Genomic DNA, 18,836 nt, shown 5'->3' with positions numbered 1-18,836 from the left:
GGGGGAGGGACCCCCCCTCCCGCGGGCAGCCCCCCCCCAACGGGGTTTTGTGTTGAAAAAGAAATAAACCCGCCCCGATCACCGCTGATCGGGGCGTTTTTGTTTGCCGAGGCGCCGGTTAGGCGGCGATCGACAACTTGAGCTTGTTCATCGCGCTCTTCTCGAGCTGACGGATCCGCTCGGCCGATACGTTGTACTTCTGCGCCAGGTCGTGCAGCGTGGCTTTCTCTTCTGCCAGCCAGCGCTGGTAGAGGATGTCGCGGCTACGCTCGTCCAGCACTTCCAGCGCTTCGTGCAGGTTGTGGTTGGAGTTGTCGCTCCAGTCGGCATCTTCCAGTTGACGCGCCGGGTCGTACCGGTGGTCTTCCAGGTAGTTGGCCGGCGACTGGAAAGCGCTGTCGTCGTCAGCTTCTGCAGCCGGGTCGAAGGCCATGTCATGGCCAGTCAGGCGACTTTCCATCTCGCGCACTTCACGTGGTTCGACGCCAAGGCTTTCCGCCACACGGTGGACTTCCTCGTTGTTCAGCCACGCCAGACGTTTCTTCTGGCTGCGCAGGTTGAAGAACAGCTTGCGCTGGGCCTTGGTGGTCGCGACCTTCACAATGCGCCAGTTGCGCAGGATGAACTCGTGAATTTCCGCCTTGATCCAGTGCACGGCGAACGACACCAGACGCACACCCATTTCCGGGTTGAAGCGTTTTACCGCCTTCATCAGACCGACGTTGCCTTCCTGGATCAGGTCAGCCTGAGCCAGACCGTAGCCGGAATAGCTACGGGCAATGTGTACGACAAATCGCAGGTGGGCGAGCACCATCTGCCGAGCCGCCCCCAAATCCTGCTCATAGTAGAGACTCTCGGCCAGTTCACGCTCCTGCTCCGGCGTCAGCAATGGAATGCTGTTGACGGTGTGCACATAGGCTTCCAGGTTCGCACCCGGAACCAACGCGTACGCAGGTTGCAAAGAATTGGTCATGCGAAAAAACCTCCCACTTACATACTCGTGCCTCTCGGCACTGCGAAAAATTGACCGGGAATTCAAGTACAAGTTCCCAAAAAAACCGCAAGGTCAATCACGCGCAAAAAAGATTCTACTTCGGCGCCAGCTCCCTGAGATGACGTGCGACTGCAATCCATGCACCGATATAACCCAACAGCACCGCGCCAAGCAAGAGCGACAGACCGTCGGCAACTGGCACTCCGGCCAGCGCGAAATCACTGCCGTACAAGCCGGCCAGTCCAACCACCGCGTCGTTCAGCCAGTTCAGGCCGAACGCCAGCACACCCCAGGACAGAACCCCCGCACCGAAGCCATACAACGCGCCCATATAAAGGAAGGGGCGACGTACATAGCTGTCAGTGCCGCCGACGAGTTTAATCACTTCTATCTCTGTGCGGCGGTTTTCAATATGAAGACGAATGGTATTGCCTATCACCAAAAGTAATGCAGACACCAAAAGCACCGTCAGACCGAAGACAAAACGGTCACCGAGCTTGAGGATGGCGGCCAGACGCTCGACCCAGACTAGATCAAGTTGCGCCTGTTGTACCTTCGGCAGCTCGGAAAGTTTTTGTCTTAATGCTTCCAGAGTCGGCTTGTCGACCTCGTTCGGGGTCACCAGCACCACGCCCGGCAGCGGGTTCTCCGGCAGCTCGCGCAGGGCTTCGCCCAGACCGGACTGCTGCTGAAACTCTTCCAGCGCCTGATCACGACCGACATATTCGGCATCAGCGACGCCGGGCATGCCTTTGATCTGCTCGCGCAACGATTCACCCTGCGCGGGCGTGGCATCCAGCTGCAGGTACAGCGAAATCTGCGCCGCACGCTGCCACGAACCGCCGAGACGCTCGACGTTGTTGATCAGCAGTGACAAGCCCATCGGCAGGCTCAGCGCCACAGCCATCACCATGCAGGTGAAGAAGCTGCCGATCGGCTGCTTGCCGAGGCGCCGCAGGCTGTCGAGCAGGCTGGCACGGTGACTTTCGATCCACGAACGCAACAGGGTGGAAAAGTCCGGGCCGTCGTCATCGTCGTGTTTTTTCTTCTTTGGCGGTTGCGGGTCGGCGGCTTTCGGGGCCACGCGCTCGGAAACCTTCGGACTGCGTGTCGCACTCATACGCCGGCCTCCCCGTCGCCGATCAGTCGGCCGCGTTGCAGGGTCAGCATACGGTGCCGCATACGCGCAATCAGCGCCAGGTCGTGACTGGCGATCAGCACGCTGGTGCCCAAGCGGTTGATGTCTTCGAACACGCCCATGATCTCGGCCGCCAGACGCGGGTCGAGGTTACCGGTCGGTTCGTCCGCCAGCAGCAGGGCCGGACGGTGGACGATGGCGCGGGCGATGCCGACGCGCTGTTGCTGACCGGTGGACAGGTCGCCCGGGTACAGATCGGTTTTATCCGACAGCGCCACGCGCTCCAGCGCCGAATCGACGCGCTTGGCGATTTCGGCCTTGGACAAGCCGAGAATCTGCAGCGGCAGCGCGACGTTGTTGAACACCGTGCGATCGAACAGCAACTGGTGATTCTGGAACACCACGCCGATCTGCCGACGCAGGAACGGAATCTGCGCGTTGCTGATGGTGCTCAGATCCTGCCCGGCCAGCAGAAGTTTGCCGCTGGTCGGACGCTCCATCGCCAGCAACAGGCGCAACAGCGTGGACTTACCGGCACCGGAGTGACCGGTGACAAACAGAAACTCGCCACGACGCACTCGAAAGCTCAGCTCATGCAAGCCGACGTGACCGTTCGGGTAGCGTTTACCGACCTGTTCGAAACGAATCATGAACGCTCCCGTTCGGCAAACAGTGCCTGGACAAAGGGTTCGGCTTCAAAGGTACGCAGATCGTCGATGCCTTCACCGACACCGATGTAGCGGATCGGCAGACCAAACTGCTTGGCCAGGGCGAAAATCACCCCGCCCTTGGCGGTACCGTCGAGCTTGGTCAGCGCCAGGCCGGTCAGTTCGACGGTCTGGTTGAATTGCTTGGCCTGGTTGATCGCGTTCTGACCGGTGCCGGCATCAAGTACCAGCAGCACTTCGTGCGGTGCGTCGGCGTCGAGCTTGCCGATCACCCGGCGAACTTTCTTCAGCTCTTCCATCAGGTTGTCTTTGGTGTGCAGACGACCGGCGGTGTCGGCGATCAACACGTCGATGCCACGGGCCTTGGCGGCTTGCACGGCGTCGAAGATCACCGAAGCAGAGTCGGCGCCGGTGTGCTGGGCGATCACCGGGATCTTGTTGCGCTCGCCCCAGACCTGCAGCTGCTCAACGGCAGCGGCGCGGAAGGTGTCACCGGCAGCGAGCATGACTTTCTTGCCTTCCAGTTGCAGCTTCTTCGCCAGTTTGCCGATGGTGGTGGTCTTGCCAGCGCCATTGACGCCGACCACCAGAATCACGAACGGCTTGTTCTGCGAGGCAATTTTCAGCGGCTGCTCGACCGGCTTGAGCATTGACGCCAGCTCGGCCTGCAACGACTTGTACAGCGCGTCGGCGTCGGCCAGCTCTTTGCGTGCAACCTTCTGAGTCAGGCGCTGGATGATCTGCGTGGTGGCTTCGACACCGACGTCGGCGGTCAGCAGACGGGTTTCCAGCTCATCGAGCAAATCGTCATCAATGGTTTTACGGCCGAGAAACAGGCTGGCCATGCCCTCGCCGATGCTGGCGCTGGTTTTCGACAGGCCTTGCTTAAGGCGGGCGAAGAAGCCGACTTTGGTTTCTTCGCTGCGCGGGGCTTCCACTGGCGCTTCAGCAACCACTTCTGCCGGCACCACCGGAGCAGCGACGACCGGTGCAGGTGCAGGTGCAGGTGCAGGTGCAGGTGCAGGTGCAGGCTCGGGCTGCTGAACGACCGGCGCAACAGGGGCAACGAACACCGGGGCCACTGGCTCGGGAACAACCGGCGCAGGCTCGACAACCGGCTCAACCACTGGCGCCGGAGCGACTTCAGGGACGAACGCAGCAGGTGCAGGAATCGGCGGCGTCACATGCGGCGCGGCCTCTTCGACCAACGCCACCGGCTCTTCTGCCACCGGCAAGGTCAGCCACGGCTCGGCCGCCGGAGTCAGTGGCAGCTCGGCCGCTACCGGGTTTTCAGGTTCTGGCTCGGGCTCGACCGGTTGCAGCACCGGCTCGGCAATCGGCAGCACGATCGGCGCCGGCTCTTCTTCTATAGCAGGCGCTGGCGTCGGAGCCGGTTCAGGAATCGCGGGCGGCTGTTCGACGACGGGTTCCTGCGGTTTCTTACGCAGCCATCCGAACAGGCTTTTCTTCTCGCCAGCCGCAGCTGGGGTCTTCTTGTCGTCGTTGGAACCAAACATGGAGGACGGCTATCTCACGGTAGCGACGCGCCATAAGGGCGCCCCGGCAAATAAATATTCGATGCAGAACAGACTGTGTTTCATCCAGCTTGTTCACGCGCAACATTTTGTCGAGGCGCCAGCGGCACCCCAAAGATTCGTATTAACGAAGGACTAAACCGGCAAAATCGGCGAAAAAGCGAAGTCTAGTCGATAAACCGCAGCTTTCTGCCGCCAACCTATACAACCGCATCAGGCCGGAAAACCTGATAGGCGTGGTCGCCGGTAAAACGGATCAGTATCCTAGCACCCTCTCGCCCGCCGACGCTAAGACCAAGCGGGCAGCCCAACAGGTTAAAAAACGAATGAATGCTCTAGCCCGCCGCGCTGCAGGCCTGCTGCTCAGCACAGTCTGCCTGCCCCTTTCGGCCCTGGCGGCCGACCCGCAACCGACCCACGAATTCACCCTCGACAACGGCCTGAAGGTCGTCGTGCGCGAAGACCATCGCGCGCCGGTGGTGGTGTCGCAGGTCTGGTACAAGGTCGGTTCCAGCTACGAAACTCCGGGCCAGACCGGTCTGTCCCACGCACTCGAGCACATGATGTTCAAGGGCAGCGAAAAAGTCGGCCCCGGCGAAGCCTCGCTGATCCTGCGCGACCTGGGCGCCGAAGAAAACGCCTTCACCAGTGACGACTTCACCGCCTATTACCAGGTGCTGGCCCGCGACCGTCTGGGCGTGGCCTTCGAACTGGAAGCCGACCGCATGGCCAATCTGCGCCTGCCGGCTGACGAGTTCGCCAAGGAAATCGAAGTCATCAAGGAAGAGCGCCGCCTGCGCACCGACGACAAGCCGATGTCCAAGGCTTACGAGCGTTACAAGGCTATGGCTTACCCGGCCAGCGGCTACCACACACCGACCATCGGCTGGATGGCGGACCTGGACCGGATGAAGGTCGAAGAGCTGCGCCACTGGTATCAGTCCTGGTATGTGCCGAACAACGCCACGCTGGTAGTGGTCGGCGACGTCACCCCCGATGAAGTGAAGACCCTCGCCCAACGCTACTTCGGGCCGATTGCCAAGCGCGACGTGCCACCAGCGAAGAAACCGCTGGAACTGGCCGAGCCGGGTGAGCGCCAGATCACCCTGCATGTGCAGACCCAACTTCCCAGCCTGATGCTCGGCTTCAACGTGCCCAGCATTGCCACTGCTGAAGACAAGCGCTCGGTCAACGCCCTGCGCCTGATCTCGGCGCTGCTCGACGGCGGCTACAGCGGGCGTATCCCGACGCAACTGGAACGCGGCGAAGAGCTGGTCTCGGGCGGTTCGTCGAGCTACGACGCCTACACCCGTGGCGACAGCCTTTTCACCCTGTCGGCGACGCCGAACACGCAGAAGAAAAAGACCATGGCGCAAGCTGAAGCCGGTCTGTGGAAACTGCTGGAACAGCTGAAAACCACCGCACCGTCCGCCGAAGAACTCGAGCGCGTGCGGGCACAAGTGATTGCCGGCCTGGTGTTCGAACGTGATTCGATCACCAGCCAGGCCACCGCCATCGGCCAACTGGAAACGGTCGGGCTGTCGTGGAAGTTGATGGACACCGAACTCGCCGACCTGGAAAGCGTGACCCCGCAAGACATCCAGAACGCCGCCAAGCTGTATTTCACCCGCGAACGTCTCAGCGTCGCCCATGTCCTGCCACTGGAGACGACTCATGAGTGAGCGCAAATCCCCACGCCTGTTGCTCGGCCTGATCGCCATTGCAGTGATCGGCTCTGCCGCGTTCTATCTGATGCCCGGTGTCAAAACCGACGCCAGTGAAGCACTGGACAACGCCAAGACCAGCCAGAAGCTGCAATCGCTGGCCGAACTCGACGGCAAGGCCCCGGCCAGCCGCAAGCTCGACGTGCAGACCTGGAACACCGCCGAAGGCGCCAAGGTGCTGTTCGTCGAAGCCCATGAGCTGCCGATGTTCGACATGCGCCTGATCTTCGCCGCCGGCAGCAGTCAGGACGGCAATGCACCGGGCCTGGCAGTCCTGACCAACGCCATGCTCAACGAAGGCGTGGCCGGCAAGGACGTTGGCGCCATCGCCCAAGGCTTCGAAGGCCTCGGTGCGGATTTCGGCAACGGCGCCTACAAGGACATGGCGCTGGCTTCGCTGCGCAGTCTGAGTGCCGCCGAGCAACGTGAACCGGCGCTGAAGCTGTTCTCGGAAGTGGTGGGCAAACCGACCTTCCCGGCCGACTCCTTCGCGCGCATCAAGAACCAGTTGCTCGCCGGTTTCGAATACCAGAAACAGAACCCCGGCAAACTCGCCAGCCTCGAGCTGATGAAGCGTTTGTACGGCGACCACCCGTATGCGCATTCCAGCGACGGCAACCCGCAGAGCGTGCCGAAGATCACCCTGGCACAGTTGCGTGAATTCCACGCCAAGGCCTACGCGGCCGGCAACGTGGTGATCGCGCTGGTCGGTGACTTGTCTCGCGCCGAAGCCGAGGCGATTGCCAATCAGGTCTCCGGCGCCCTGCCTAAAGGCCCGGCATTGTCGAAAATCGCCCAGCCGCAGGAACCGAAAGCCAGCGTCAATCACATCGAGTTCCCGTCGAAGCAAACCAACCTGCTGCTCGCACAGCTGGGCATCGACCGTGACGACCCGGATTACGCGGCGCTGTCGATGGGCAACCAGATCCTCGGTGGCGGCGGTTTCGGTACCCGCCTGATGAGCGAAGTGCGCGAGAAGCGTGGCCTGACCTACGGCGTGTACTCGGGTTTCAGCCCGATGCAGGCTCGCGGCCCGTTCATGATCAACCTGCAGACTCGCGCGGAAATGAGCGAAGGCACCCTGAAACTGGTGCAAGACGTGCTCGCCGATTACCTGAAGAGCGGCCCGACCCAGAAAGAACTCGACGACGCCAAGCGCGAGCTGGCCGGCAGCTTCCCGCTGTCCACCGCAAGCAACGCCGATATCGTCGGCCAACTGGGCGCCATGGGCTTCTATAATCTGCCGCTGAGCTATCTGGATGACTTCATGCGTCAGTCCCAGAGCCTGACTGTCGAGCAAGTCAAAGACGCGATGAACAAACACCTGAGCACGGACAAACTGGTCATCGTCAGCGCTGGCCCGACCGTGCCGCAAAAGCCGTTACCGGCCCCATCTGATAAACCTGCCGAGCAACCGCTCGGGGTTCCGGAGCATTAATGGCTACTCGTCCTAAAAAACCTGCGCAGAACGTCCACAACGGTGTGAACCAGCTGCGTATCATCGGCGGCGAATGGCGCAGCCGCAAACTGAGCTTCCCCGATGCACCGGGACTGCGCCCGACACCGGACCGTGTGCGCGAAACCCTGTTCAACTGGCTCGCGCCGTATGTGGCCGGGGCCAAGGTGCTGGACCCGTTCGCCGGCAGCGGCGCGCTGTTTCTCGAGGCTCTGTCCCGTGGCGCGGCCATGGGCCAGGCGCTGGATGCCAGCCACGTGGCGGTGTCGAGCCTGAAAGAACACCTCGGCACCCTGCGCTGCACCAACGGCCAGGTGCAAACCGCGGACGCGCTGCGTTATCTGGAAACCCAAGTCGCCACGCCGTTCGATCTGGTATTTCTCGATCCGCCATTCAACCAGAACCTGCTTCCGGCCGTCTGCACCCTGCTGGAAGAGCGCCAATGGCTGGCGCCCGATTCGTGGATCTACACTGAAAGCGAGACCGCGCCTTCGACGCTGGGCCTGCCGGGCAACTGGCGCCTGCACCGCGAGCAGAAATCCGGGCGGGTGTACTACGCGTTGTGGCAACGTATGGCAGAGATCGCCGGTTAACTGAAAGTTTGCGCTAAATCTGTGGCGAGGGAGCTTGCTCCCGCTGGGTCGCGTAGCGGCCCCTTTTTCAGGAGCGAGGCCTGCTGCGCAGTCCAGCGGGAGCAAGCTCCCTCGCCACAAAAGCGTGCGTACTCTGCCCACAAAGCTGCATCGAGAATCATCGTGCCCGCTTCTTCAGATCGCTTTACCCCCGCCTTCGGCCTCGGCAATCCGCACCTGCAAACCTTGTGGGGGCCGCTGTGGCGCAAAACCGTCCACCTTGATCGCGAGCGGGAACGCCTGTGGCTGGACGACGGGGACTTCCTCGACCTCGACTGGCATGGTCCGCACAGCGCCGACGCGCCGCTGGTGCTGGTATTGCACGGGCTGACCGGTTCTTCCAATTCGCCCTACGTCGCCGGAATTCAGGCCGCCCTCGCCGCACAAGGCTGGGCCAGCGTCGCGCTGAACTGGCGCGGTTGCTCCGGCGAACCCAACCTGCTGCCGCGCAGTTACCACTCCGGCGCCAGTGAAGACCTCGCCGAAGCCATCAGACACCTGCGCGCCAAGCGGCCACTGGCGCCGCTGTATGCAGTCGGATACTCATTGGGCGGCAATGTGTTGCTCAAGCATCTCGGCGAGACAGGCAGCGACAGCGGCGTGCTCGGTGCAGTGGCGGTGTCGGTGCCGTTTCGTCTCGATCAATGCGCCGATCGGATCGGTCAGGGGTTCTCCAAGGTCTATCAGGCGCACTTCATGCGTGAGATGGTCGCTTACATCAGAAACAAGCAACGCCAGTTCCAGCATGACGGACGCGAGGATGGCCTGGCGGCTCTGGCGGCGCTCGGTTCGCTGGAGAACATGCGCACCTTCTGGGACTTCGATGGCCGGATCACTGCGCCGTTGCATGGTTTTACCGATGCCGAGGATTACTATCGGCGGGCATCGAGTCGCTACTTTCTCGGTGAAATCCGCACCCCGACCCTGATCATTCAGGCCGCTGACGATCCGTTCGTGTTTCCCCACAGCCTGCCGACGCCCGAGGAGCTGTCCACCAGCACCCGGTTCGAGCTGCAGGCCAAGGGTGGGCATGTCGGCTTTGTCGATGGCACGTTGCGCCAGCCCGGTTACTACCTGGAACGGCGCATCCCGCAATGGCTGGCCCGTGTGACGTCATGAGCGATCAGGGCGAGTCGATCCGATTCTGGCAAACCGCACCGCTGGCCGGGGTCGAGTTGCTGTCGGCGCGCTACATCGAGCATCGCTTCGCCCCGCACGTCCACGACGGTTATGTGATCGGCATGATCATGGCCGGTGCCCAGCGTTATCGCTATCGCGGTGCCGAACACCTTGCGGGCAGCGGCACCCTGGTGCTGATCAACCCGGACGAATTGCACACCGGCCACAAGGGCACCGAGGACGGTTGGCTGTACCGGGCGTTTTATCCCGATACCGGACAGATCGTTTCCCTTCTCGAAGAACTGGAACTGCCCACCGCGCCGATGCCGGCCTTCGGCGCGACGCTGTACCGCGACCCGGATCTGGTCAACGGTTTCTGTCAGTTGCATCGCTTGCTGGAAAGCCCGGCCACCGCGCTGCAACAGCAGACGATGTGGCGCGAAATGATGATGCTGCTGTTGCAACGGCATGCGGCGGTGCAGATCAACGGCAAACCGGGCAAGGAGCATCGCGCGGTGGTGATGGCCAAGGAGCTGCTGCATGCGCAACTGGCTGCGCCGCCGTCGCTGGAAGAATTGGCGGCCGCGGTGAACCTGTCGCCCTTCCACTTCGCCCGGGTGTTCCGCCGCGCCACCGGCATGCCGCCACACACCTGGCTGATGCAGCAGCGCATCGCCACGGCCCGGGGTTTATTGCAGCACGGTTGCCTACCGGTGGAAGTCGCCATGCAACTGGGCTTTGCCGATCAGAGTCATCTGAGCCGGCAGTTCAAGCAGGTGTATGGCGTGGGGCCGGCGGCGTATCGCAGTGCCCGACAATCTATCGGCGACGATTAACCCCTGTGGGAGCGGGCTTGCTCGCGAAAGCGATGTTTCAGCAGACATCATGGTTGACTGACAAACCGCTTTCGCGAGCAACCCGCTCCCACATTGGGGGTATGGTGACTTTATTCGCCCGTGGCGATGCCTCGGGAAGGCTCGTTGATCCACTCACTCCACGACCCGGCATACAGCGAACCCAGCGGATACCCCGCCAGGCACAACGCGAACAGGTTGTGGCACGCCGTCACCCCGGAGCCGCAGTAAGCGACCAGCTCCGAAGGCGAACGCTCGCCGAGTTTCGCAGCAAAGCGTTGCTTGAGCTGCTCTGCTGGCAGGAAGCGTCCGTCGCTGCCGAGGTTTTCGGTAAACGCTGCGCATTGCGCGCCGGGAATGTGCCCGGCAATCGGATCGATCGGCTCCACCTCACCCTTGAAGCGCGGCAAGGCCCGGGCGTCGAGCAACGTCAGCGTCGGCTGACCGAGGCGCTTCTGCAATTGTTCGGCGCTCAGCAGCAGTTTCATGTCCGGCTGACCACTGAAATTGCCCCGGCTGACCGACGGCGCGTCCAGACTCAGCGGCAGACCCGCCGCGTGCCAGGCCTTCAGCCCGCCGTCGAGAATGAACACGCCGTCGCGCTTGCCCAGCCACGCCAGCAACCACCAGGCCCGAGCCGCATAGGCACCGGGGCCGTCGTCGTAGAGAACCACATCGCTGTCGGCATTGATGCCCCAGGCTTGCAGACGTTCGATCAATGCTGCCGGCTCGGGCAACGGGTGACGCCCGGTCACGCCTTTGATCACCTTGCCACTGAGATCGCGCTCAAGGTCGGCGAAGCTGGCACCGGCGATGTGCCCTTCGGCATAGCTGCGCTGCCCGTAGTCCGGGTCTTCGAGGGCAAAACGACAATCGAGAATCACCAGCCCCGCCTGCTCCTTGCGGGCATCCAGTGCATTCGGGCTGAGCAGTTGCGCAATCGGCATAACGGACTCCTGTGAGCGACTTCGAAATGGTTTACCGCCCTTCCTCGAGGGCCTGGGCCAGCGGCACGTAGAACTCGTCGAACAAGGCATTCACTTCTTCGCGGGCCTGATCGGTGACGAATCCGGCCTCCAGCACCAGCACCTGATACACGCCACGCTTGATGGCCTGTTCGCTGAGGTGGTTGGAGTTTTCCCGGGTGGTGCACAGAAAACGCACCCACGAGGTGAGGATGATCCAGGCATTGATCGTCAGGGATTCGATCTGCACCCGATCCATCTTGAGGATGCCAGCGGCGACGAAGCCTTCGTAGATCGCCATGCCCTGGATCACGCAGCGCTGGGAAAAACGCCGGTAGCGCGCGGCCAGGTCCGGGTCGCTGTCGAGCAGGTGCTCAAGATCGCGATGCAGAAAGCGGTAGCCCCACATCGCCGACAGCAGCTCCTTGAGGTAATAGCGCTTGTCTTCGACGGTGGCGGCACGCCCCTGCGGCGGGCGCAGAAAGCTGTCCACAAGCGTCTCGTACTCACTGAACAGCACGGCGATGATCGCCTGCTTGTTGGGGAAGTGGTAGTACAGGTTGCCCGGAGAAATCTCCATGTGCGCGGCAATGTGATTGGTGCTGATGCTGCGCTCGCCCTGCTGATTGAACAGTTCGAGGCTGTTCTGCACGATGCGCTCGCTGGTTTTTATTCGTGGGGCCATGGCTTGAGCTTTAATTCAGAGTGCGGTGAGGGGCATCTTACGACCTAACCGGAACTTGATAAAACAAAGCTGTGTCGGGAAGTCATTTGACTTTCTAGAGCATAGACTCTAGAACGTCATCACTACAATAAATCCGGAGCCGACGATGACTGCCGACATTGCTTATCTGCAAACGCTGCAACAGCCCCTGGAAGAGCTGGATCGGCTGTTCGCGGCACAGCGCGCCGCCTATGCCGCCAACCCGATGCCACCGGCAGATCAGCGCCAGCAATGGCTCAAGGCGTTGCGCGACTTGCTCAGTAATGAGCGGCAGGCGCTGGTCGAGGCCATCAGCGCGGATTTCAGTCATCGCAGCGCCGATGAAACCCTGCTCGCCGAACTGATGCCCAGTCTGCACGGGATCCATTACGCCAGCCGTCACCTCAAGGGCTGGATGAAGTCGTCGCGACGCAAAGTCGGCATGGCCTTTCAGCCAGCGTCGGCGAAAGTCGTGTACCAGCCGCTTGGCGTGGTCGGCATCATCGTCCCGTGGAACTACCCGTTGTATCTGGCCATCGGCCCACTGGTCGGCGCGCTGGCGGCGGGCAACCGGGTCATGCTCAAGCTCAGCGAATCGACCCCGGCCACCGGCCAGTTGCTCAAGACTCTGCTAGGGCGAATTTTCCCCGAAGATCTGGTCTGCGTGGTGCTGGGCGAGGCCGACATCGGCGTGGCGTTTTCCCGTCTGCGCTTTGATCACCTGCTGTTCACCGGCGCCACCAGCATCGGCAAACACGTGATGCGCGCCGCAGCGGAAAACCTGACCCCGGTGACCCTCGAACTCGGCGGCAAGTCCCCGGCCATCGTCTCCCGCGACGTGCCGCTCAAGGACGCCGCCGAACGCATCGCCTTCGGTAAAACCCTGAATGCCGGGCAGACCTGCGTCGCCCCCGATTACGTGCTGGTGCCGCAAGACCGCGTCGGCGCGTTCGTCGAAGCCTATCGTCAGGTGGTCAACAATTTCTATCCGACCCTCGCCGACAACCCGGACTACACCGCGATCATCAACGAGCGCCAACTGGCCCGGCTCAACGGTTATGTCAGCGATGCCACCAGCAAAGGCGCGCTGCTGATCCCGCTGTTCGAACAGGGCCAGGGCCGGCGCATGCCGCACAGCCTGCTGCTCAACGTCACTGACGAGATGACCGTGATGCAGGACGAAATCTTCGGCCCGCTGCTGCCGATCGTGCCGTATCAGGATCTCGATCAGGCGTTTGCCTACATCAATCAGCGCCCGCGTCCTCTGGCGCTTTACTACTTCGGCTACGACAAGCGCGAACAGAACCGCGTGCTGCACGAGACCCACTCCGGCGGCGTGTGCCTGAACGACACCCTGCTGCACGTGGCGCAGGACGACATGCCGTTCGGCGGCATCGGCCCGTCGGGCATGGGCCACTATCACGGCCACGAAGGTTTCCTGACTTTCAGCAAAGCCAAGGGCGTGCTGATCAAACAGCGCTTCAACGCCGCGAAGTTGATCTATCCGCCCTACGGCAAATCAATTCAGAAACTGATCCAGAAGCTGTTCATCCGCTAATCGTCGTCACCGCCGGGTAATAACAACAATGCACCCAAGCCTGACCGAAACACCTGCCCTGTCGCGCCGTGGCCTGCTGAAGTTCAGCCTTGGCGCCACAGCGTTTCTCGCCACCGCCGGCCTCGGCGCCAGCCTCAGTGGCTGCTCATCGAGTGTCGCGGCCAACGGCTTCGTCACTTTGCGCGACGGCGACCTGCTGTTTCTGCGCGCGCTGATTCCGGTGATGCTCGAAGGCGCCGTGGCCGCCGAAAAAATGCCCGGCGCCGTCGATGGCACCCTCAAATCGCTGGACTACAGCCTCGATCACCTGTCGCCGGAAATGCTCAAACTCACCCGGCAATTGTTCGATGTGCTCGGCATGACCGTCACCCGCGGTCCGCTCACCGGGATCTGGGGCAGTTGGGAAAATGCCAGCCCAGAGGCCATGCGCCACTTCCTCGACCGCTGGCAGAACAGTTCATTGAGCCTGCTGCGCATGGGCCACAGCTCATTGCAGCAGATGGTGATGATGGCCTGGTACACCCGCGCCGAGTCCTGGGCGCATTGCGGTTACCCCGGTCCGCCTACTGTTTGAAACCGAGTCGCGCCCTTCGCGAGCAGGCTCGCTCCCACAGGGGGCTACGGTGCAAATGTGGGAGCGAGCCTGCTCGCGAAGAGGCCCGCAAGAACAACAAGAACAAGAGAACCTGATCAATGCCCGTACCCGACCCGTTCCGCGAAGGCCTCGCCCGTGGCTGGAAAACCTACAACGGCGCACAGCTGACCGCCGACCTGACGCTGCAAGCCGACGTGGCAATCATCGGCAGCGGCGCCGGCGGCGGCACCACCGCAGAAATCCTCAGCGCCGCCGGCTACAAAGTGCTGCTGATCGAAGAAGGCCAGCTCAAGACCAGTGCCGACTTCAAGATGCTCGAAGACCAGGCCTACAGCAGCCTCTATCAAGAAGGCATCGGCCGCATGAGCAAGGACGGCGCCATCACTATCCTCCAGGGCCGTGCGGTGGGCGGTACCACGCTGATCAACTGGACGTCGAGTTTCCGCACGCCCGAACCGACCCTCGAGCACTGGGCCAAGGAGCACAACGTCAAAGGCCACAGCCCGGCCGAGATGGCGCCGTGGTTCGAAAAAATGGAACAGCGTCTCGGCGTCGCGCCGTGGATGGTTCCACCCAACGCCAACAACGATGTGATCCGCAAAGGCTGCGAGCATCTCGGCTACAGCTGGCACGTGATCCCGCGCAACGTGCGTGGCTGCTGGAACATCGGCTACTGCGGCATGGGCTGCCCGACCAACGCCAAGCAGTCGATGCTGGTCACCACAATTCCGGCGACCCTGGAAAAGGGCGGCGAGTTGCTGTACCTGGCCCGCGCGGAAAAACTGCTGATCAACGGCGACAAGATCACCGGCCTGCAATGCGTGGCGATGGACGAACGTTGCGTTGCGCCGACCGGACGCAAAATCACGATCAAGGCGCGGCATTACGTGCTGGCGGGCGGCGGCATCAACAGCCCGGCCCTGCTGCTGCGTTCGGATGCACCGGATCCGCATCAGCGCCTCGGCAAACGCACGTTCCTGCATCTGGTGAACATGTCCGCCGGGCGTTTCGACGAGGTGATCAATCCGTTCTACGGCGCGCCGCAGTCGATCTACTCGGATCATTTCCAGTGGAAGGACGGCACCAGTGGGCCGATGGGCTACAAACTCGAAGTGCCACCGCTGCAACCGGCGCTGGCCGCGACCTTGCTCGGCGGCTTCGGCCAGCAGAACGCCGAACACATGGCTGACCTGCCGCACACCCACGCGATGCTCGCGTTGCTGCGCGACGGTTTCCACCCGGACAGCCCCGGCGGCAGTGTCGAACTGCGCGGTGATGGCTCGCCGGTGCTCGACTATCAAGTCTCGCCTTATGCCTGGGAGGGCCTGCGCCGCGCCTTTCACAGCATGGCCGAGATCCAGTTTGCCGGCGGCGCCAAAGCAGTGATGCCGATGCACGCCGATGCGCGCTACGTGAAAACCCTGGCCGAAGCCCGCACGCTGATCAACGGTCTGAGCCTTGAGCTGTATCGCACGCGCCTGGGCAGTGCCCACGTGATGGGCGGTTGTGCGATGGGCGAAGAGCCGAAAAACGCAGTCACCGACAGCCTTGGCCGGCATCATCAACTGAGCAATCTGTCGATTCACGACGGCTCGCTGTTCCCCACCAGCATTGGCGCCAACCCGCAATTGTCGGTGTATGGCCTGACAGCACAATTGGCGACTGCCCTCGCCGATCGGCTGAGAAATCCGTGAAAAAACCGGTTTATCGCGGCGTCTATAGTGCTTTCTTACCCAACAGGCGACTTGGCCGACCGGGACGGCTGCGATACCATCCGACTCCCCAACGGACTCCCGCCAGGACGACGCGATGAACCGAGTGTTGTACCCAGGTACCTTCGACCCTATTACCAAGGGCCATGGCGATCTGGTCGAACGCGCCTCGCGCCTGTTCGATCACGTGATCATTGCGGTCGCCGCCAGCCCGAAGAAAAACCCGCTGTTCCCGCTGGAACAACGGGTTGAGCTGGCTCGCGAGGTCACCAAACACCTGCCCAACGTCGAAGTGGTCGGCTTCTCGACGCTGCTGGCGCATTTCGCCAAGGAACAGAACGCCAATGTGTTCCTGCGTGGCCTGCGTGCGGTGTCGGACTTCGAATACGAATTCCAGCTGGCCAACATGAACCGCCAGTTGGCCCCGGACGTCGAGAGTCTGTTTCTCACCCCGTCCGAGCGTTATTCGTTCATTTCCTCGACGCTGGTGCGGGAAATTGCCGCGCTGGGCGGCGATATCAGCAAGTTCGTGCACCCGGCCGTGGCCGATGCCCTGACCCTGCGCTTCAAGAAGTAACGACCGTTCAAACGGCGCCCGCGTGCACTGCGGGCGCCAATGCGGCACAATTGCGCGCATTGATTTATTGCGCCCGGGCCTGCCGCCCCGGCTGGAGTTAGCATGTCCCTGATCATCACCGACGATTGCATCAACTGCGACGTCTGCGAACCCGAGTGCCCGAACGCCGCCATTTCTCAAGGCGAAGAGATCTATGTGATCGACCCGAACCTGTGCACCCAGTGCGTCGGCCACTACGACGAGCCGCAGTGCCAACAGGTCTGCCCGGTGGATTGCATTCCACTGGACGAGGCGCATCCTGAGACTGAAGAACAGTTGATGGAAAAGTACCGCAAGATTACCGGCACGAGATTCGGGGCGAGGCGTGACCTGAACGTTTTGTAGCGCTCTTCCGGGCCTCCCCGCGAGCAAGCCCCCTCCCACAGTTGGAATGCATTTCACTGTGGGAGCGGGCTTGCTCGCGAAGAGGCCATCAGCAACACCGAAAAACCCGGATCAGCTCACTCGCGCTGCTCAAACCCCTCCCCTGTACACCCCAGACACCGCACAAACGCCGCTTTCGCCGGATCCACCACCAGCGCCTGCCCCGCATCACCTACCCCGCCACCCAGCGCGGTGAACGGCAATGACACCACAAACACCCCCGCACCCAGCACCGTTGCCACAACCAATAAAGGTCGGGCAATCAGCAAATCACCAATCATGGCGTAGGCGGGAGGGTTCTGGATGGTGTAGCGCGGATCACCGCTGCCGTGCTCCGTGGCCTGAACGGCCAGGCTGGAACACAGCAGCAGTGCTGCAAACAGGACTTGCAAGGACTTCATGGCACGATCCTTCGGGCTGAACAGTGAGACCACTCACTATAGACCGTAGGACTTTTTCAGATTTTTGCCTCAGGTCTGGCAGCGCGGACAGAACACACTGGCCCGTTGCCCCAGCTTCACTTCCCGCAGGCCAGTACCGCAGACCTTGCAGTGCTCACCACCGCGACCATAGACAAACAGTTCCTGCTGGAAGTAGCCGGGCTGCCCGTCACCGCCGATGAAATCCCGCAACGTGGTGCCGCCGCGCTCGATAGCTGCGGCGAGGATGCGTTTGATCTCGATCGCCAGCTTCAGATACCGCGCCCGGGAGATGCTCTTGGCTTCGCGGCGCGGATCGATCCCGGCGGCGAACAGCGCTTCGGTCGCGTAAATATTGCCGACGCCTACCACCACCGCGTTGTCCATGATGAACGGCTTGACCGCCATCGAACGCCCACGCGACAGCTGGAACAGGCGCTCGCCGTCGAACAGATCGGTCAACGGCTCCGGCCCGAGGCGAATCAGCAGTTCGTGATTGAGCGGATCGGTACTCCACAGCATCGCACCGAAGCGGCGCGGATCTGTGTAGCGCAACGCCAGACCGGATTCCAGTTCGATATCGACGTGCTCATGCTTGAGCGCCGGCAACCCGACTTCCACCAGCCGCAAGTTGCCCGACATGCCCAAGTGACTGATCAACGTGCCGACTTCGGCATTGATCAACAGATACTTGGCCCGCCGCTCGACCAGCACGATGCGCTGCCCGGAAAGACGCACATCGAGGTCTTCGGGGATCGGCCAGCGCAGCCGACGATCCCGCACGATCACCCGGCTGACGCGCTGGCCTTCCAGGTGCGGAGCAATGCCCCGGCGGGTGGTTTCGACTTCCGGCAATTCAGGCATGGCGTTCTCGAATCAATGCGCGCCGAGGTCGCGGATCGTCTGTTTGAGGGTTTCGAAATCGTAGTCCGACAGGCCCACGTAATCGAGAATCAGCGGGCCAATGCTGTTCCACTCGTGGTCTTCGGTCTGGTTGCCCAGCACCCGATAAGACGCACAGATGTGCTCGGCCATCTTCAGGATCGCCAGCAGATTCTTCATCTGGCTGTTGCGCGAGGATTCGTCGCTGAAGATCGCCAGCGCATTGTGGTGATTGGCGATCGCCGTGCTGACGTGTTCAGGCAGGCGCCACGACTTGGCGGTGTAGTAGCCGACCACGGCATGGTTGGTGTTGAACTCGCTGTTTTCGGTGTCCACCACCCGGCACTCGGCACTGGCGTTGGCGTAAGCCGTTTCCAGCACCGACATGTAGTTGGGGAAGCGTTGCAGCATCAAAGGCACGCCGCAGTCGTGGAACAGGCCCAGGGCATAGGCCTCATCGCCGGCCTGAGTGCCGATGCGCTTGGCCAGGGTCAGGCACGTCATCGCCACGTCCTGGGCGGTGTCCCAGAAACGGTTGAGGGTGACGATGGTGTCGTCGTTCATCTCGCCCTTGATCGACTGCGCGTTGATCAGGTTGATGATCGAGCGGCTGCCCAACAGGTTCACCGCACGCTGGATCGAAGTGATCTTGTTGCTCAGGCCGTAATACGGCGAGTTGACGATTTTCAGCAGAGAACCGGACAGGCCGGGATCCTGGGCGATCAGCTTGGCGATCACCTCCAGGTCCGGGTCGGGCATGTACTGCTCCATCTGCAGATCCACCATGATCTGCGGCTGCGCGGGCACGCTGATGCCTTGCAGGGATTGTTGAATCTGTTCGGTGGTCAGCTCTTGGGACATAAGTACACACTCTGGGACAGG

At 62.0% G+C, this 18,836-nt stretch carries 19 protein-coding genes; 10 read left to right on the top strand and 9 right to left on the bottom strand.

Going from position 1 to position 18,836, the window contains the following annotated elements; all coding sequences use genetic code 11:
* Positions 1-118: 118 nt before the first annotated feature.
* The 4 genes from rpoH to ftsY all read right to left on the bottom strand — a co-directional run bounded on the left by rpoH (position 119) and on the right by ftsY (position 4,317).
* Positions 119-973 (bottom strand): RNA polymerase sigma factor RpoH, encoded by an 855-nt coding sequence (gene rpoH, locus LVD08_RS02250; RefSeq protein WP_003229146.1) that lies wholly within the window; start codon positions 971-973, stop codon positions 119-121.
* A 115-nt stretch (positions 974-1,088) separates the two neighbouring features.
* On the bottom strand, positions 1,089-2,114 hold the full coding sequence (ftsX, locus tag LVD08_RS02245) for a permease-like cell division protein FtsX (protein ID WP_007964135.1): 1,026 nt from the start codon (positions 2,112-2,114) through the stop codon (positions 1,089-1,091).
* Entirely contained in the window at positions 2,111-2,782 is a 672-nt protein-coding gene (ftsE, locus tag LVD08_RS02240; protein ID WP_003229148.1) for a cell division ATP-binding protein FtsE, read from the bottom strand. The genes ftsX and ftsE overlap by 4 nt, the downstream gene beginning before the upstream one ends.
* Positions 2,779-4,317 carry a signal recognition particle-docking protein FtsY gene (gene ftsY, locus LVD08_RS02235; RefSeq protein WP_247267288.1) on the bottom strand — a complete coding sequence of 513 codons (1,539 nt, stop codon included), beginning with the start codon at positions 4,315-4,317 and terminating at the stop codon, positions 2,779-2,781. Before ftsY ends, ftsE begins: the two co-directional genes overlap by 4 nt.
* 344 nt (positions 4,318-4,661) lie before the next feature.
* Between ftsY and LVD08_RS02230 the strand changes: the two genes are divergently transcribed.
* The 5 genes from LVD08_RS02230 to LVD08_RS02210 all read left to right on the top strand — a co-directional run bounded on the left by LVD08_RS02230 (position 4,662) and on the right by LVD08_RS02210 (position 10,102).
* The gene (locus tag LVD08_RS02230) at positions 4,662-6,017 is read left to right on the top strand and encodes a M16 family metallopeptidase (RefSeq protein ID WP_025112091.1); all 1,356 of its coding nucleotides are present in this window, start codon (positions 4,662-4,664) and stop codon (positions 6,015-6,017) included.
* Entirely contained in the window at positions 6,010-7,497 is a 1,488-nt protein-coding gene (locus LVD08_RS02225; protein WP_247267287.1) for a M16 family metallopeptidase, read from the top strand. The genes LVD08_RS02230 and LVD08_RS02225 overlap by 8 nt, the downstream gene beginning before the upstream one ends.
* Positions 7,497-8,108 (top strand): 16S rRNA (guanine(966)-N(2))-methyltransferase RsmD, encoded by a 612-nt coding sequence (gene rsmD / locus LVD08_RS02220; RefSeq protein WP_027610566.1) that lies wholly within the window; start codon positions 7,497-7,499, stop codon positions 8,106-8,108. Before LVD08_RS02225 ends, rsmD begins: the two co-directional genes overlap by 1 nt.
* 162 nt (positions 8,109-8,270) lie before the next feature.
* Positions 8,271-9,266 carry a hydrolase gene (locus tag LVD08_RS02215; protein WP_247267286.1) on the top strand — a complete coding sequence of 332 codons (996 nt, stop codon included), beginning with the start codon at positions 8,271-8,273 and terminating at the stop codon, positions 9,264-9,266.
* Complete coding sequence (locus LVD08_RS02210; RefSeq protein WP_098966090.1) at positions 9,263-10,102, top strand: AraC family transcriptional regulator; 840 nt, start codon at positions 9,263-9,265, stop codon at positions 10,100-10,102. Before LVD08_RS02215 ends, LVD08_RS02210 begins: the two co-directional genes overlap by 4 nt.
* A gap of 110 nt (positions 10,103-10,212) precedes the next feature.
* Here LVD08_RS02210 and LVD08_RS02205 read toward each other — a convergent pair whose 3' ends face one another.
* Both LVD08_RS02205 and LVD08_RS02200 read right to left on the bottom strand, forming a co-directional pair.
* On the bottom strand, positions 10,213-11,067 hold the full coding sequence (locus tag LVD08_RS02205) for a sulfurtransferase (protein WP_247267285.1): 855 nt from the start codon (positions 11,065-11,067) through the stop codon (positions 10,213-10,215).
* Between the two features lie 31 nt (positions 11,068-11,098).
* Entirely contained in the window at positions 11,099-11,770 is a 672-nt protein-coding gene (locus LVD08_RS02200) for a TetR/AcrR family transcriptional regulator (RefSeq protein WP_027610562.1), read from the bottom strand.
* 145 nt (positions 11,771-11,915) lie between these two features.
* Here LVD08_RS02200 and LVD08_RS02195 point away from each other — a divergent pair, with 145 nt between their 5' ends.
* The 5 genes from LVD08_RS02195 (at position 11,916) to LVD08_RS02175 (ending at position 16,614) form a co-directional block, all read left to right on the top strand.
* Positions 11,916-13,346 carry a coniferyl aldehyde dehydrogenase gene (locus LVD08_RS02195; RefSeq protein WP_247267284.1) on the top strand — a complete coding sequence of 477 codons (1,431 nt, stop codon included), beginning with the start codon at positions 11,916-11,918 and terminating at the stop codon, positions 13,344-13,346.
* A gap of 28 nt (positions 13,347-13,374) precedes the next feature.
* A complete protein-coding gene (locus tag LVD08_RS02190; RefSeq protein WP_247267283.1) occupies positions 13,375-13,920 on the top strand; it encodes a twin-arginine translocation pathway signal protein in 546 nt (181 codons plus the stop codon).
* A 119-nt stretch (positions 13,921-14,039) separates the two neighbouring features.
* Positions 14,040-15,635: a GMC family oxidoreductase gene (locus LVD08_RS02185; RefSeq protein ID WP_247267282.1), complete on the top strand. Its 1,596-nt coding sequence runs from the start codon at positions 14,040-14,042 to the stop codon at positions 15,633-15,635.
* A 115-nt stretch (positions 15,636-15,750) separates the two neighbouring features.
* Positions 15,751-16,230: a pantetheine-phosphate adenylyltransferase gene (gene coaD / locus LVD08_RS02180; RefSeq protein WP_003229157.1), complete on the top strand. Its 480-nt coding sequence runs from the start codon at positions 15,751-15,753 to the stop codon at positions 16,228-16,230.
* A 102-nt stretch (positions 16,231-16,332) separates the two neighbouring features.
* Positions 16,333-16,614, top strand: a complete 282-nt coding sequence (locus LVD08_RS02175; protein ID WP_247267281.1) for a YfhL family 4Fe-4S dicluster ferredoxin — start codon at positions 16,333-16,335, stop codon at positions 16,612-16,614.
* 116 nt (positions 16,615-16,730) lie between these two features.
* Here LVD08_RS02175 and LVD08_RS02170 read toward each other — a convergent pair whose 3' ends face one another.
* The 3 genes from LVD08_RS02170 to LVD08_RS02160 form a co-directional block, all read right to left on the bottom strand.
* Positions 16,731-17,054, bottom strand: a complete 324-nt coding sequence (locus tag LVD08_RS02170; protein ID WP_247267280.1) for a multidrug transporter — start codon at positions 17,052-17,054, stop codon at positions 16,731-16,733.
* Between the two features lie 69 nt (positions 17,055-17,123).
* On the bottom strand, positions 17,124-17,936 hold the full coding sequence (gene mutM, locus LVD08_RS02165; protein WP_003229159.1) for a bifunctional DNA-formamidopyrimidine glycosylase/DNA-(apurinic or apyrimidinic site) lyase: 813 nt from the start codon (positions 17,934-17,936) through the stop codon (positions 17,124-17,126).
* 12 nt (positions 17,937-17,948) lie between these two features.
* On the bottom strand, positions 17,949-18,761 hold the full coding sequence (locus tag LVD08_RS02160) for an HDOD domain-containing protein (protein ID WP_247267362.1): 813 nt from the start codon (positions 18,759-18,761) through the stop codon (positions 17,949-17,951).
* Between the last annotated feature and the right edge of the window lie 75 nt (positions 18,762-18,836).

It is taken from the genome of Pseudomonas sp. YL2 (genome assembly GCF_023063025.1).
GTDB lineage: Bacteria > Pseudomonadota > Gammaproteobacteria > Pseudomonadales > Pseudomonadaceae > Aquipseudomonas > Aquipseudomonas putida_A.
This window is presented reverse-complemented; position numbering and strand designations above follow the sequence as displayed.

Bases quoted from the DNA above. Each gene is read 5' to 3' on its own strand.
- rpoH (WP_003229146.1), bottom strand. From the start codon at position 973: ATGACCAATTCTTTGCAACCTGCGTACGCGTTGGTTCCGGGTGCGAAC.
- ftsX (WP_007964135.1), bottom strand. From the start codon at position 2,114: ATGAGTGCGACACGCAGTCCGAAGGTTTCCGAGCGCGTGGCCCCGAAA.
- ftsE (WP_003229148.1), bottom strand. From the start codon at position 2,782: ATGATTCGTTTCGAACAGGTCGGTAAACGCTACCCGAACGGTCACGTC.
- ftsY (WP_247267288.1), bottom strand. From the start codon at position 4,317: ATGTTTGGTTCCAACGACGACAAGAAGACCCCAGCTGCGGCTGGCGAG.
- LVD08_RS02230 (WP_025112091.1), top strand. From the start codon at position 4,662: ATGAATGCTCTAGCCCGCCGCGCTGCAGGCCTGCTGCTCAGCACAGTC.
- LVD08_RS02225 (WP_247267287.1), top strand. From the start codon at position 6,010: ATGAGTGAGCGCAAATCCCCACGCCTGTTGCTCGGCCTGATCGCCATT.
- rsmD (WP_027610566.1), top strand. From the start codon at position 7,497: ATGGCTACTCGTCCTAAAAAACCTGCGCAGAACGTCCACAACGGTGTG.
- LVD08_RS02210 (WP_098966090.1), top strand. From the start codon at position 9,263: ATGAGCGATCAGGGCGAGTCGATCCGATTCTGGCAAACCGCACCGCTG.
- LVD08_RS02205 (WP_247267285.1), bottom strand. From the start codon at position 11,067: ATGCCGATTGCGCAACTGCTCAGCCCGAATGCACTGGATGCCCGCAAG.
- LVD08_RS02200 (WP_027610562.1), bottom strand. From the start codon at position 11,770: ATGGCCCCACGAATAAAAACCAGCGAGCGCATCGTGCAGAACAGCCTC.
- LVD08_RS02195 (WP_247267284.1), top strand. From the start codon at position 11,916: ATGACTGCCGACATTGCTTATCTGCAAACGCTGCAACAGCCCCTGGAA.
- LVD08_RS02190 (WP_247267283.1), top strand. From the start codon at position 13,375: ATGCACCCAAGCCTGACCGAAACACCTGCCCTGTCGCGCCGTGGCCTG.
- LVD08_RS02185 (WP_247267282.1), top strand. From the start codon at position 14,040: ATGCCCGTACCCGACCCGTTCCGCGAAGGCCTCGCCCGTGGCTGGAAA.
- coaD (WP_003229157.1), top strand. From the start codon at position 15,751: ATGAACCGAGTGTTGTACCCAGGTACCTTCGACCCTATTACCAAGGGC.
- LVD08_RS02175 (WP_247267281.1), top strand. From the start codon at position 16,333: ATGTCCCTGATCATCACCGACGATTGCATCAACTGCGACGTCTGCGAA.
- LVD08_RS02170 (WP_247267280.1), bottom strand. From the start codon at position 17,054: ATGAAGTCCTTGCAAGTCCTGTTTGCAGCACTGCTGCTGTGTTCCAGC.
- mutM (WP_003229159.1), bottom strand. From the start codon at position 17,936: ATGCCTGAATTGCCGGAAGTCGAAACCACCCGCCGGGGCATTGCTCCG.